This is a genomic window from Streptomyces sp. NBC_00597, from assembly GCF_041431095.1.
Taxonomy (GTDB): domain Bacteria; phylum Actinomycetota; class Actinomycetes; order Streptomycetales; family Streptomycetaceae; genus Streptomyces.
Genome location: NZ_CP107757.1, coordinates 4,875,810 through 4,888,442, shown reverse-complemented (window position 1 = coordinate 4,888,442; position 12,633 = coordinate 4,875,810). Strand labels below are relative to the sequence as shown.

General features: G+C 71.2%; 10 protein-coding genes. 7 read left to right on the top strand and 3 right to left on the bottom strand.

Going from position 1 to position 12,633, the window contains the following annotated elements; all coding sequences use genetic code 11:
- Window positions 1-9 precede the first annotated feature (9 nt).
- Window positions 10-990: an alpha-ketoacid dehydrogenase subunit beta gene (locus OG974_RS22085; RefSeq protein ID WP_328763232.1), complete on the bottom strand. Its 981-nt coding sequence runs from the start codon at window positions 988-990 to the stop codon at window positions 10-12.
- Window positions 990-2,204 carry a pyruvate dehydrogenase (acetyl-transferring) E1 component subunit alpha gene (pdhA, locus tag OG974_RS22080; RefSeq protein WP_327284378.1) on the bottom strand — a complete coding sequence of 405 codons (1,215 nt, stop codon included), beginning with the start codon at window positions 2,202-2,204 and terminating at the stop codon, window positions 990-992. The genes OG974_RS22085 and pdhA overlap by 1 nt, the downstream gene beginning before the upstream one ends.
- 325 nt (window positions 2,205-2,529) lie before the next feature.
- On the opposite strand from pdhA, the gene OG974_RS22075 reads away from it, so the two are divergent.
- Both OG974_RS22075 and OG974_RS22070 read left to right on the top strand, forming a co-directional pair.
- Entirely contained in the window at window positions 2,530-3,192 is a 663-nt protein-coding gene (locus OG974_RS22075; RefSeq protein ID WP_327284377.1) for a response regulator transcription factor, read from the top strand.
- Between the two features lie 136 nt (window positions 3,193-3,328).
- Complete coding sequence (locus OG974_RS22070; protein WP_371644181.1) at window positions 3,329-3,745, top strand: pyridoxamine 5'-phosphate oxidase family protein; 417 nt, start codon at window positions 3,329-3,331, stop codon at window positions 3,743-3,745.
- An 88-nt stretch (window positions 3,746-3,833) separates the two neighbouring features.
- Here OG974_RS22070 and OG974_RS22065 read toward each other — a convergent pair whose 3' ends face one another.
- The gene (locus OG974_RS22065) at window positions 3,834-5,423 is read right to left on the bottom strand and encodes a protein kinase (protein WP_327284375.1); all 1,590 of its coding nucleotides are present in this window, start codon (window positions 5,421-5,423) and stop codon (window positions 3,834-3,836) included.
- 230 nt (window positions 5,424-5,653) lie between these two features.
- Here OG974_RS22065 and OG974_RS22060 point away from each other — a divergent pair, with 230 nt between their 5' ends.
- From OG974_RS22060 to OG974_RS22040, 5 genes are all read left to right on the top strand, one after another.
- The gene (locus OG974_RS22060) at window positions 5,654-7,339 is read left to right on the top strand and encodes a protein kinase (RefSeq protein ID WP_327284374.1); all 1,686 of its coding nucleotides are present in this window, start codon (window positions 5,654-5,656) and stop codon (window positions 7,337-7,339) included.
- 172 nt (window positions 7,340-7,511) lie between these two features.
- Window positions 7,512-8,186, top strand: a complete 675-nt coding sequence (locus OG974_RS22055; RefSeq protein ID WP_371644178.1) for a hypothetical protein — start codon at window positions 7,512-7,514, stop codon at window positions 8,184-8,186.
- 73 nt (window positions 8,187-8,259) lie between these two features.
- Window positions 8,260-8,919 (top strand): PadR family transcriptional regulator, encoded by a 660-nt coding sequence (locus OG974_RS22050; RefSeq protein ID WP_327284372.1) that lies wholly within the window; start codon window positions 8,260-8,262, stop codon window positions 8,917-8,919.
- A gap of 29 nt (window positions 8,920-8,948) precedes the next feature.
- On the top strand, window positions 8,949-9,737 hold the full coding sequence (locus OG974_RS22045) for an ABC transporter ATP-binding protein (protein WP_327284370.1): 789 nt from the start codon (window positions 8,949-8,951) through the stop codon (window positions 9,735-9,737).
- Window positions 9,734-12,556: an ABC transporter permease gene (locus tag OG974_RS22040; RefSeq protein ID WP_327284369.1), complete on the top strand. Its 2,823-nt coding sequence runs from the start codon at window positions 9,734-9,736 to the stop codon at window positions 12,554-12,556. The genes OG974_RS22045 and OG974_RS22040 overlap by 4 nt, the downstream gene beginning before the upstream one ends.
- The last annotated feature ends 77 nt before the right edge of the window (window positions 12,557-12,633 follow it).

Genomic DNA, 12,633 nt, shown 5'->3' with positions numbered 1-12,633 from the left:
CGTGGCTCCTCAGTACGCCAGCGAGCGGTCGACGGCGTCGAGCACCCTGTCCAGGCCCGGCAGGTACTCGTCCTCCAGGCGGGCCGGCGGGTACGGGGCGTGGAAACCGCCCACGCGCAGCACCGGCGCCTCCAGGTGGTAGAAGCACCGCTCCGTGATGCGGGCGGCGATCTCCGCGCCCGTACCCAGGAACACCGGGGCCTCGTGGACGACCACGAGCCGGCGGGTCTTCTCCACGGAAGCCTGCAGCCCGTCGAAGTCGATGGGGGACATCGAGCGGAGGTCCACGACCTCCACCGACTTGCCCTCCTCGGCCGCCGCGGCCGCCGCCTCCAGGCAGACCTTCACCATCGGGCCGTAGGCCGCCAGGGTGATGTCCGCGCCCTCGCGGGCGACCCGCGCCGCGTGCAGGGAGTCCGGGATCGCGTCGATGTCGACCTCGCCCTTGTCCCAGTAGCGCCGCTTCGGCTCGAAGAAGATCACCGGGTCGTCGCTGAGGATCGCCTGCTGGAGCATCCAGTACGCGTCGCTCGGGTTCGACGGGGAAACCACCTTCAGGCCCGGGACGTGCGCGAACAGCGCCTCGGGGGACTCCGAGTGGTGCTCCACCGCGCCGATGCCGCCCGCGTAGGGGATGCGCACGACGACCGGCATCTTGACCTTGCCCAGCGACCGCGCGTGCATCTTCGCGAGCTGCGTGACGATCTGGTCGTACGCGGGGAAGACGAACCCGTCGAACTGGATCTCCACCACGGGGCGGTAGCCGCGCAGCGCCAGGCCGATCGCCGTGCCGACGATGCCGGACTCGGCGAGCGGGGTGTCGATGACCCGCTCCTCGCCGAAGTCCTTCTGGAGCCCGTCGGTGATGCGGAAGACACCGCCCAGCTTGCCGACGTCCTCGCCCATGATCAGGACCTTCGGGTCCGTCTCCAGGGCCTTGCGCAGGGACTCGTTGAGCGCCTTCGCGATCGACATCTTCTCGACAGCCATCAGTGACCCTCCTCGAAGGACGCGAGGTAGGCGGCGAACTGGGCGCGCTCCTCGTCGACGAGCGCGTGCCCGTCCGCGTAGACGTTCTCGAAGATCGCCATCGTGTCGGGGTCGGGCATGGCGCGCACGACCTCGCGCACCCGCTTGCCGAGCGCCTCGCTCTCGGCCTCCAGGGCCTCGAAGAAGGCCTCGTCGGCGCCGCCGCTGGCCAGCAGGTACGTCTTCAGGCGCAGGATCGGGTCCTTCGCCTCCCAGGCCGCCGTCTCCTCGTCCCGCCGGTACTTCGTCGGGTCGTCGGAGGTGGTGTGCGCGGCCATCCGGTACGTGAACGCCTCGACCAGGGTCGGGCCCTCGCCGCGGCGCGCCCGCTCCAGCGCCCAGCGGGTGACCGCCAGGCAGGCCAGGACGTCGTTGCCGTCCACGCGGATGCCGGGGAAGCCGAAGCCCTGGGCGCGCTGGTAGAGCGGCACGCGCATCTGGCGTTCGGTCGGCTCGGAGATCGCCCACTGGTTGTTCTGGCAGAAGAACACCACGGGGGAGTTGTAGACGGCCGAGAAGGTGAAGGCCTCGGCGACGTCGCCCTGGCTGGACGCGCCGTCGCCGAAGTAGGCGATGACCGCGGAGTCCGCGCCGTCCTTGGCCACGCCCATCGCGTAACCGGTCGCGTGCAGCGTCTGCGAGCCGATGACGATCGTGTAAAGGTGGAAGTTGTTGGTGCTCGGGTCCCAGCCGCCGTGGTTCACGCCGCGGAACATGCCGAGCAGGTTCGTCGGGTCGACGCCGCGGCACCAGGCCACCCCGTGCTCGCGGTAGGTCGGGAACACGTAGTCGTCGTCGCGCAGCGCGCGACCGGAGCCGATCTGGGCGGCCTCCTGCCCGAGCAGCGAGGCCCACAGGCCGAGCTCGCCCTGACGCTGCAGGGCCGTCGCCTCGCCGTCGAAACGGCGGGTCAGGACCATGTCGCGGTACAGCCCGCGCAGGTCCTCGGTGGTGATGTCCTCGACGAAGGACAGGAACTCCGCAGCATCGGGATTGTCTGCGGCGCTGACCCGTTCACCCTCGGGCGTCAGCAGCTGTACGAGCTGGGGCTCGGCGTTCTGCGCGGTGGCGACAGCCTTGGCAGCGGGGGCCTTGGCGGCGCTCGCCGCGCCTGCCGCCCGCTTGGTGCCGCTGCTGCGTCGCGGCTTGCGCGCGGCAGTGCTCTCCACGGTCACGTGTTGCTCCTCCGTCGGTCCGGCTCCCGGGTTCTCCGGGGTCCAGTGCGGCTCACCCGAATCCGTACCAGCGCACGGGGTGGGTGCGCGTCGTGTGCGGATTCGAGCGTGACAGGTGCCCCGGCAAGTGCCCTGCGCAATGCACGTTACCCAGTGCGCCGCATAACTGCGAAACCCCACTTGACCTGCGTTTTTGCTTGGATTTCCAAGTAAATCCGCAGCGCGGGGAACAACCACTGGTCACAGCCTTGCAGGGGGCCGGAACAACGGCACGTTATCCCGGGTAACGACCTCAGGGAAGGGGTGAGTGTGTGAAACTGAGTTCGTGCGCGAAGACGGAAAAATCAAGGTATTCCTCCTGGACGACCACGAAGTGGTACGACGCGGCGTCCATGAGCTCCTTTCGGTCGAAGAGGACATCGAGATCGTCGGCGAGGCGGGCACCGCCGCGGACGCCCTGGTGCGCATCCCCGCCACCCGGCCCGACGTGGCCGTGCTCGACGTGCGCCTGCCGGACGGCAGCGGGGTGGAGGTCTGCCGCGAGGTCCGCTCGCAGCACGAGGACATCAAGTGCCTGATGCTGACCTCGTTCGCCGACGACGAGGCACTGTTCGACGCGATCATGGCCGGGGCCTCGGGCTACGTGCTCAAGGCGATCCGCGGGAACGAGCTGCTGAGCGCCGTACGGGACGTCGCGGCCGGCAGGTCGCTGCTGGACCCGGTCGCCACCGCCCGGGTGCTGGAGCGGCTGCGCGACGGCAAGAACGGCAAGGGCGACGACCGCCTGTCCAACCTCACCGAGCAGGAGCGGAAGATCCTCGACCTGATCGGCGAGGGCCTGACGAACCGCGTCATCGGCGAGCGGCTGCACCTCGCCGAGAAGACCATCAAGAACTACGTCTCCAGCCTGCTGTCCAAGCTGGGCATGGAGCGCCGCTCCCAGGCCGCCGCGTACGTGGCCCGGCTCCAAGCCGAAAGGCGCGTCTGAGCCGCAGCGGGGGCCTGCCGGGCGGGGCCTGACCAGGCCGTTCCGCCGACGGCGGCGTTTCATTCGGGACCAACGTCCCCGATCGTCGGGGCCGCCTCCTCTTTTCGGTCGAGTGTCCGTACCGGAGAGTGGACACATGTCTGCGGAGGAACTCCACGCCATCGAACTGCTACGCCGGGTGCCGTACGGCCGGGTGGCCACCAGCATGCGCGCGCTGCCCTTCCTCGCGCTCGCCCGCCACGTCGTGGTGGACGGCAAGGTCGTCCTGAGAATGCACGCGGGTTTCGGCTATCACCAGGCGTGCAACGGCAGCGTGGTGGCCTACGGGGCCGACAACTACAATTCCCGGGACCCGCTGCTGTGGTCCGTGCAGTTCACCGGAACGGCCCAGATCGTCGAGCCCACCACCAGCGAACTGGAACTGTTCGGTCCGGTCCCGCATTTCGCGGACGGCGCGGTGTTCGACCCCGTCTACATGCGAATCGAGCCCCAGTTCGTCACCGTCCACTCCCTGGCCGGGAATCCGGAGCGGGAGTACCAGCACACCATCTGAGCTGCGCATTCACCCATACGCACAGAGATCCCGGCTCCATGCGCAAGGGCCCGGCGGAATCGAATTCCGCCGGGCCCCTGTGCATTCGCTAGTTCCCGTCGCCCAGCGGGTCGGGACTGGCCCCGCCCCCGCCCGTGCCGGTCGACTTCGAGGGCGACGGCGAGCTCTTCGAGGCGGACGGCGACGGCGAGCTCTTCGACGCGGACGGCGACGGCGAGAAGGACGTCGACGGCGAAGGGCTGCTGCTCGGCGTGAACTTGCTGCGGCCCGGCGTCGGCGTGTAGTCGTCCGACGCGTGCGTCGACGGCGTCTCGCGCGACGGCGTGCTCTGCTGCTCGGACGGGACGCTCGGCTGGCCGCCCGAAGAACTCTGCACGGTCTTCGGCGTGTTGTCGTCCGTCGTCTTGTGCGACCCGGAGTTGACGGCGTACGCCACGCCGCCCGCGATCGCGACGATGGCCAGCACCGCGAACAGCCACAGCTTCCAACGGCTGCCGCCGCGGTCGTCGTAGCCGTCGCGGCCGCCCGGTCCACCGCCGTGGCCGTGGTTGTCGTACCCGCCCCCGCCGGGGAAGGCCGAGCCGTCGTCGGGGTTCAGCGGCGGCACCATGGGCTGCTGGAACTGCGAGGTCGAGGCGTGCGCCGGGTAGTTCTGCTGCCCGCCGGCCGGCCCCATCGGCATCGCCGTGGTCTGCGCCGCCCCGCCGCGCCCGTGCGGCAGGGACATGGTGACCGGGCCGGTGTTCCAGGTACCCGTGTTCGGCCCCTGGTCGTGCAGCATCTGGAGCGCGTACTGGACCAGCCCGCGCATCTCCTCGGCGCTCTGGAACCGGTCGTCCGGGTCCTTGGCGAGGGAGCGCATGACCAGACCGTCGAGCTCCTGCGGGATGTGGTGGCCCTCCGGCAGCTGCGAGGGCGGCACCGGCGCGTCCTGCACGTGCTGGTAGACCACCGAGAGCGGGGTCTCACCCGTGAACGGGGGCCGCAGCGCGAGCAGTTCGTACAGCAGGCAGCCGGTCGCGTACAGGTCGGAGCGGTGGTCGACCGCCTTGCCGAGCGCCTGCTCGGGCGACAGGTACTGCGGGGTTCCCATGACCATGCCGGTCTGGGTCATCGTCGACTGGGCGCCGTGCAGGGCGCGCGCGATGCCGAAGTCCATCACCTTGACCGCGCCGGCGTCCGTGATGATCACGTTGGCGGGCTTGATGTCGCGGTGCACGATGCCGTGCTGGTGCGAGTACGCGAGGGCTTCCAGCACGCCCGAGACGATGATGAGCGCCTGCTCGGGGCCCGGGGCCTCGGCGCTGATCAGCAGGTCGCGGATGGTGCGGCCCTCGACCAGCTCCATGACGATGTACGGGACCGTGTTGGGGCCGACCTTGTCCTCGCCGGAGTCGTACACGGCGACGACGGCGTGGTGGTTGAGCCCGGCGACCGACTGCGCCTCACGCGTGAAGCGGGCCTTGGAGACCGGGTCCTCCGCGAGGTCGGCGCGCAGCAGCTTCACGGCGACGGTGCGGCCGAGCCGGACGTCCTCCGCGGCGAACACCTCCGCCATGCCGCCGCGGCCCAGGCGGTGGGTGAGCCGGTAGCGGCCGTCGCCGACCAAGCCGCCGGCCCCCCAATGCTCAGGACCGTCGGCCATCCCGGCGCCGTTTCCCTCGGGTTCGGGTGCCATCAGTCCTCGCCGTCGTCTCTCTCGGCCGCCGCTTCGCGGTAGGTCCTTTTTCCGTGTGCTCCGATGAACGCTACAGCCTCCCAACAGATCGCCGTCCGGACATCCACGTGTGTACGCGTGTGGTCACGGAACGGGCACCCGGCTTGACGTGTGCTTGCCCTCCGGCAGACTGGGCGCGACATGCGCTCAGCCAGACGCGTAGCGACACATCCCGAGGGGAAGCAACAGTCATGAGCCAGGACGGCACTCAGGGCCAGTACGCAGGCGGCTCTCTGGCCGGTGGCCGTTACCAGCTAAGGGACTTGCTCGGAGCGGGCGGCATGGCGTCCGTCTACTTGGCGTACGACTCCGCGCTCGACCGCCAGGTCGCCATCAAGACCCTGCACAGCGACCTCGGCCGCGAACAGTCCTTCCGCGAGCGGTTCCGCCGCGAGGCCCAGGCTGTAGCGAAACTGTCGCACACGAACATCGTCTCGGTATTCGACACGGGCGAAGGCGAAGTGACGTTCAGCGGTCCCGGGGCGGGCGACGCCGCGGTGATGCCGTACATCGTCATGGAGTACGTGGAGGGCCAGCCCCTGGGCTCCGTGCTCGACGCCGACGTCCGTCAGTACGGCGCGATGCCCGCGGACAAGGCGCTGAAGGTGACGGCCGACGTGCTGGCCGCGCTGGAGACCAGCCACGAGATGGGCCTGGTCCACCGCGACATCAAGCCCGGCAACGTGATGATGACCAAGCGCGGCGTGGTCAAGGTCATGGACTTCGGCATCGCCCGTGCCATGCAGTCGGGGGTCACCTCGATGACGCAGACCGGCATGGTCGTCGGCACCCCCCAGTACCTGTCGCCCGAGCAGGCGCTGGGACGCGGCGTGGACGCCCGTTCCGACCTGTATTCGGTCGGCATCATGCTGTTCCAGCTGCTGACGGGCCGGATCCCGTTCGACGCCGACTCCCCGCTGGCCATCGCGTACGCGCACGTTCAGGAGGAGCCGGTCGCGCCGTCCTCCATCAACCGCTCGGTCACCCCGGCGATGGACGCACTGGTGGCGCGCGCCCTGAAGAAGAACCCGAACGAGCGCTTCCCCACCGCCGCCGCCATGCGCGACGAGGTCGCGCGGGTGCTGTCGGCGGGTCAGGCCGGCGCCCCGGTCATCGTCCCGGGTTCACACGCGGGCGGCAGCGGGGCCGGCGTCGGCTCGGCCGTGTTCCCGCCGGTGGACTCCGGGTTCCAGGCGCCCCCCGCCCAGTCGGTGCAGCAGCCGTACGCGCCGACCCCCGCGCCGTCCCCGTACGCGCCGCAGACCCCGCCGCCGGTGAGCCAGCCGCACGGGCAGGGCGGGTACGCCTACCCGCCCCAGCAGCAGGTCCCGCACCAGCAGCAGTACGCACCGCAGACGCCGCCGCCGTTCACCATCTCTCCGGCGGCCAACAACGCCCCGTCCGGCGCGCGCACCTCGGACGGCGAGAAGCGGAACATGCCGGTGGTCATCGGCGCGGTCCTGGTGGCGCTGTTGGCGGTCGGTGGTCTGATCGCGGCCATCATGGCGAACGGCGACAAGGACAAGGACAAGGCCGGCGGCAGTTCCGCCTCGCCCGGTGCCTCCGCGTCCGCCTCGGCCAAGGGCGGCTTCAAGGGTCCGGACCCCTCGCGCACGATCGACCCGGCCAAGTGCAAGGACCCGGTCAAGTCCTACAGCGACGCCAACAAGTACTCGGCGCCGGACCTGACCTACAAGAACCTGCTCTCGGTCAAGACGTGCATCCAGGCCTCCGGCGGCAAGTACAAGATCGTCGAGAAGGACGAGGCCGTGTACGGCAAGGACACGGTGCTCGAACAGAGCCCCCGGGCCGGAGACAAGATCGACAAGGAAGGCACGGAGTACACGCTGACCGTGTCGACCGGCAACCCGCAGTAGACCGGAGTAGTCCGCAGTAGTCCGGAGCCACCACGGGGCGGCGCCGGCGCCGCCCTCCGCGACACACCCGGCATCCCGGGCGACCCCCACGGGGCGCCCGGGATGCCTGTTTTGCCCCACTATGTCAATCTGAGCGAAGCATCTCGGCTGCTCGGGACGGGAGGGGCTCCCCGTGACTCAACGCCACCGCGCTCAGCGCTGGCTGGCCGGGGCCGCAGTGGCCGCCGCCGCGCTGTCCCCCTCGTCCGCCACAGCATCCGCCGCCTCGTCCGCCGCCTCGTCCCCGGCCGGCCGGGTCACGGCCGTCCGCCCGGCCGCCCCGGCCGGCTCCGTCACGGCACGCGGAAGGGCCCCGGGCAAGGCCCCCGACAGAACTCCCGACACGACCCTCCGCACCGCACCGAAGACCGACGACACCGACGCCGATCCCGTCGCCGACGTACCCCACGAGGCGTACGAAGAGCTCGCCGGCAGCGCCGCCGGAGTCGGGCGGGAGCGGCCCGGGCGGCCGGCGGCCGAGCCCGCGAATCCGGAGACCGTGCTGGCCAACCGCCGCCTCCCGGCCCGCCCGCAGCACCGGCCGGCCCACCCCGCCGACCCCCGACAGGTGCCGCGGGTTCCGCGGGTTGCGCCGGTCCCGCAGGTGCCGCAGGTGCCGCAGGTGCCGCACGTGCCGCCGGTCCCGCAGGCCCTGCCGAGCCCGCCGCCCGTGGTCACCGCGATCGGCACCGGGCCGAACGAGCGCGCCGCCGACCTGGCCGCGCACATACTGCCGCTCGGCACCGGGTTCGCCCTGATGGGGCTGGGTCTGGGCTATCTGGGAATGCGGCTGCGCAAGGGCCTCTGAGAGCGGCCTCCCCCTTCCGGCCTACACCTCAGGATGGTTGCGTGGCCCGACATACTCGGTATACATACTGAGTATGTCGATCCGCCACGGCCTTCTCGCCCTGCTGGAAAGGGGTCCTCGGTACGGCTCTCAGCTGCGTACCGAGTTCGAATCCCGCACCGGCTCCACCTGGCCGCTCAACGTCGGGCAGGTGTACACCACCCTCGCCCGACTGGAGCGCGACGGCCTCGTCGCGCCCGGCGGCGAGGACGCCGCCGGGCACACCCTCTACGCCATCACCGACACCGGGCGCGCCGAACTGCACCAGTGGTACGAGCGCCCCGTCGACCGCACCAACCCGCCCCGCGACGAGCTGTCCATCAAGCTCGCCATGGCCGTGGGCGCCCCCGGCGTGGACATCCGCGCCGTCATCCAGGCCCAGCGGCACGCCACGATCAGGGCGATGCAGGACTACACCCGCCTCAAGGCGCAGGCGCTCGCCGCGGTCGAGAGCGGCACGTCCCGCGAGCGCGACGACGTGGCCTGGCTGCTGGTCCTGGAACAGCTGATCTTCCAGACCGAAGCCGAGGCCCGCTGGCTCGACCACTCCGAAGCACGCCTCGTACGGCTCTCCCTGCCGGCCGACCGGAGAGCCGAGCCCGCACCGCCGCAGGCCGCCGACACCGTCCCCGACGCCGTCCCCAACGCCGTCACCGCACCGCGGCGCCGCGCCTTCCGCGGCCCGCGGAGCTGACGCCACCACCGTTCCCAGGGGGGATCCCCATGCCTGACCAGCAGTCCGCATCCCATATACGGCCCGTCCCGCCCGCTCAGCCGGACCGGTCCGCACGTCCCGTCCTCCAGCTCGACAAGCTCGTCCGCACGCACGGCAGCGGCGCCACCGAGGTGCACGCCCTGCGCGGCATCGACCTGGCCGTGTACCCCGGCGAACTCGTCGCCGTCATGGGGCCCTCCGGATCCGGAAAGTCCACGCTGCTCACCCTGGCCGGCGGCCTCGACACGCCCAGCAGCGGCCGGGTCGTCGTCGAAGGCACCGACATCACCACCGCGAGCCGCAAGGAGCTGGCCGCGCTGCGCCGCCGCAGCATCGGGTACGTCTTCCAGGACTACAACCTGATCCCGGCCCTCACCGCCGCCGAGAACGTCGCCCTGCCCCGTGAACTCGACGGCACCTCCGCCCGCAAGGCCCGCGCCTCGGCCCTGGCCTCCCTGGAAGAGATGGGCCTCGGGCAGCTCGCCGACCGCTTCCCCGACGAGATGTCCGGAGGCCAGCAGCAGCGCGTGGCCATCGCCCGCGCCCTCGTCGGCGACCGCCGCCTGGTCCTCGCCGACGAGCCCACCGGCGCCCTCGACTCCGAGACCGGCGAATCCGTCCTCGCCCTGCTGCGCTCGCGCTGCGACGCCGGGGCCGCCGGAATCCTCGTCACCCACGAACCGCGGTTCGCCGCCTGGGCGGACCGCGTGGTCTTCCTGCGCGACGGCAGCGTGGTCGACGAGACCCTGCGCAGCCACGCCGACTCGCTGCTCTCGGGGCAGGCGGCCGGCCAGTGAAGTCCTCGTACCACGCATGGGTCGCGGCGATCCGGATCGCCCGCCGCGACGCCTGGCGCGCCAAGGGCCGCAGCGCCCTCGTCCTCTCGATGATCGCCCTGCCGATCATCGGCGTGAGCGCCGCCGACCTCACCATGCGCAGCGCAGAGCTCACCCCCGAGCAGTTGGTGTCCCGTCAGATCGGCGCCGCAGACGCCCGGCTGAAGGACTCGGAGCTCAACGGGCCGGTCTACCAGGACGTCGAGGGCCGCACCTCGGTGCCCGTCGGCGGCTACGACAAGTACGACCCCAGATCGGAGCCGAACCCGAACCTGCTGGCCTCGGTGATCCCGGCGGGCGCCCAGTCCCTCAAGGACAGCACGGCGCACACCAAGATCCGCACCCGGTACGGCCTGCTGGACACCGACCTGCGCGAGATCGACACGGCCAACCCGCTGGTCGAGGGCATGATCACGATGAAGCGGGGGCGGGCTGCGCAGGAGGCGGGCGAGGTCGTCGCCACCACCGCCTTCCTGGAGACCTCCGGCTTCTTCGTGGGCTCCGAGTTCCGCGCGCGCGGCTCCGACACCTGGTACCGGATCGTGGGCGCGTACGAGCTGCCCTCCGAGCTCAAGAAGACCGAGGTCCTCGCCCCTCCCGGCACCATGATCACCCCGCTCGACAAGGCCTTCCAGGCCGCCGGGGTCCCCGGGGTGGTCGCCACCGACAGCTACCTGGTCAAGGTCGGCGGCGATGGTTTCACGTGGAACACGGTCAAGGCGCTCAACGCGAAGAGCGTCCAGGTCGTCTCCCGCGCCGTGCAGCTCGACCCGCCGGCCGAATCGGACGTGCCGTACATCACCCAGCAGAAGGAGCTGGGCTACTACAACCCGGGCAACGAGTTCCCGACCACCGAACTGGCCGTCCTGGCCACGGTCGTCGGCCTCGCGATGCTGGAGATCTGCCTGCTGGCCGGACCCGCCTTCGCGGTCGGCGCCCGGCGCTCGCGCCGCCAGCTGGGCCTCGTCGGTGCCAACGGCGGCGACCGGCGCCACATCCGGGCCATCGTGCTCTCCGGCGGCCTCGTCATCGGCGCCGCGGCGGCCGTCATCGGCACCGTCCTCGGCGTCGCCCTCACCGTGGGGCTGCGACCGCTGTTGGAGGAGTACCTCGGCCTGCGCTTCGGCGGCTTCGAGTTCCGACCGCTGGAAATCCTCGGCATCGCCCTGCTCGCCGTCCTGACCGGTCTGCTGGCCGCGATCGCCCCGGCCGTCACCGCCTCCCGGCAGACCGTCCTGGCCTCGCTGACCGGCCGTCGCGGGATCCGCCGGGCCAACCGGGTGCTGCCCGCCATCGGCCTGATCGCCCTCGCCGCCGGCGCCGCGATCGCCCTCTACGGCACGGCCTCCCAGATGGGCGCCACGGTCGTCGCGGGCGGCAGTGCCATCGCCGAGCTCGGAATCGTCGCACTGACCCCGGTGCTGGTGGGCCTGTTCGGGCGGCTCGGGCGCTGGCTGCCTCTGTCGCCCCGGCTCGCACTGCGCGACGCCGTACGCAACCGGGGTCGTACGGCACCCGCCGTGGCCGCCGTCCTGGCCGCCGTCGCGGGCACCGTCGCGGTCGCCACGTACCAGCACAGCATGGAGCTCCAGGCCCGCCACTCGTACGTCGCCGACCTCCCGGCCGGTTCCGGAGTGGTGGCGCTGCACGAGCTCGGCCGCAGCAAGGACATGCCCGCCATCCGTGAGGCGGTGTCCCAGGAACTCCCGTTGGCCGTCCGGGCGGACGTGGACTACATCTCGTACGGCAAGCCCGGCTGCGAGAGGTCGACCGGTTCCAACCAGTGCGGGCGCGCCGAGATCATGCGGCCCAAGGAGCAGCGCTGCCCGCTCTACGAGGCCCCGAACGGCCCCGACTCGTTCGGCCCGGCCGAGAGGAAGAAACTGCGGATGGACCCGCGGTGCCAGTTCAAGCGCCACTTCACGCGTTTCGACACGGTCGTCGCCGACGAGAAGCTGCTGACGGCGCTCGCGGTCACCGATCCCGGCTCGGCGTCCGCCCTGAAGGAGGGCAAGGCGGTCTCCTTCGAGAAGAGGAACGTCAAGGACGGCAACGTCACCGTCCGGCTGATCGACGACAAGGACGACAAGTTCGAGCCGGGCACCGACCCGAAGGGCGTGGACAAGGTCTTCGCCGTCCACCAGGCGCCCGACGCCGCCGAGGGGTACGGCATCGAGCTGGTCCTGCCGCCCTCCGCGGCCAAGAGCGCCGGGCTCACCACCATGCCGTTCGCCTCGTACTTCACCCTGGACGGCACGGCCGACAGCAAGCAGAAGCAGCGGGTGGCCGGCCGGATCGACCAGATCGGCGTGGAGGCCCCCGTCACCATCGAGGCCGGCTACCAGGGCGAACGGGACCTGACCCTGCTGGCCCTGACCGTGTTCGCCGGCCTGGTCACCATCGGCGCGGCCGGCATCGCCACCGGGCTCGCGCAGGCCGACGCCGAGGCCGACCTGAAGACACTCGCGGCGGTGGGCGCACCGCCGCGGGTGCGGCGCACGCTCAGCGGGTTCCAGTGCGGCGTGGTGGCCCTGATGGGCGTGGTCCTGGGCTCGGCGGCGGGCATCTTGCCGGCGGTCGGCCTGCGGCTCGTCCAACGGCGGGAAGCGGCGCACCTCATGGAAATCTCAGGCGGCCCGGACGACCTGCTCTACGTGCCGATCTCGGTGCCGTGGGAGACCCTCGGCGGACTACTGGTCCTGGTCCCGCTGGGCGCTGCCCTGCTGGCTGCCCTGGTCACGAAGTCCGGCGGCGCCCTGTCCCGCCGCGCGGCGGGCTGACGGTCACTGTGCGTTCTCGCCCCCGTACAGGGTGGATCACGCCTGTACGGGGGCACACCGTGTGAGTACGACGGTGT

Coding starts and splice junctions, on each gene's coding strand:
- OG974_RS22085 (WP_328763232.1), bottom strand. CDS start 990: ATGGCTGTCGAGAAGATGTCGATCGCGAAGGCGCTCAACGAGTCCCTG.
- OG974_RS22070 (WP_371644181.1), top strand. CDS start 3,329: ATGTCTGCGGAGGAACTCCACGCCATCGAACTGCTACGCCGGGTGCCG.
- OG974_RS22065 (WP_327284375.1), bottom strand. CDS start 5,423: ATGGCACCCGAACCCGAGGGAAACGGCGCCGGGATGGCCGACGGTCCT.
- OG974_RS22060 (WP_327284374.1), top strand. CDS start 5,654: ATGAGCCAGGACGGCACTCAGGGCCAGTACGCAGGCGGCTCTCTGGCC.
- OG974_RS22050 (WP_327284372.1), top strand. CDS start 8,260: ATGTCGATCCGCCACGGCCTTCTCGCCCTGCTGGAAAGGGGTCCTCGG.
- OG974_RS22045 (WP_327284370.1), top strand. CDS start 8,949: ATGCCTGACCAGCAGTCCGCATCCCATATACGGCCCGTCCCGCCCGCT.